Origin of the sequence: Alkalihalophilus lindianensis (assembly GCF_032843265.1) — a bacterium.
Lineage (GTDB): Bacteria > Bacillota > Bacilli > Bacillales > Bacillaceae_D > Alkalihalophilus > Alkalihalophilus lindianensis.
Window position 1 is genome coordinate 1 of sequence record NZ_JAWJBA010001125.1, and the last position, 231, is coordinate 231.

The 231-nt window shown below is 48.5% G+C and carries 1 pseudogene; it reads left to right on the forward strand.

What is annotated here, in order from left to right:
- A pseudogene (locus tag RYX56_RS25605) lies at nt 1-231 on the forward strand (DNA mismatch repair endonuclease MutL); the annotation flags it as partial.

The following is a 231-nucleotide window of genomic DNA, read 5'->3' on the forward strand; positions in this document are numbered from 1 at the left end:
CGGGGGACGGATATTACCATCACAGATTTGTTTTACAACACTCCGGCCCGTTTGAAGTACATGAAGACGATCCACACAGAACTCGGAAATATTACTGATGTAGTGAACCGGCTTGCCCTTGCCCATCCTGAAGTGGCATTTCGGTTGATTCATAATGAACGTAAACTGCTGCAAACAAGCGGCAGCGGCGATGTCCGGCAAGTGCTTGCCGCCATTTATGGGATGAGTATT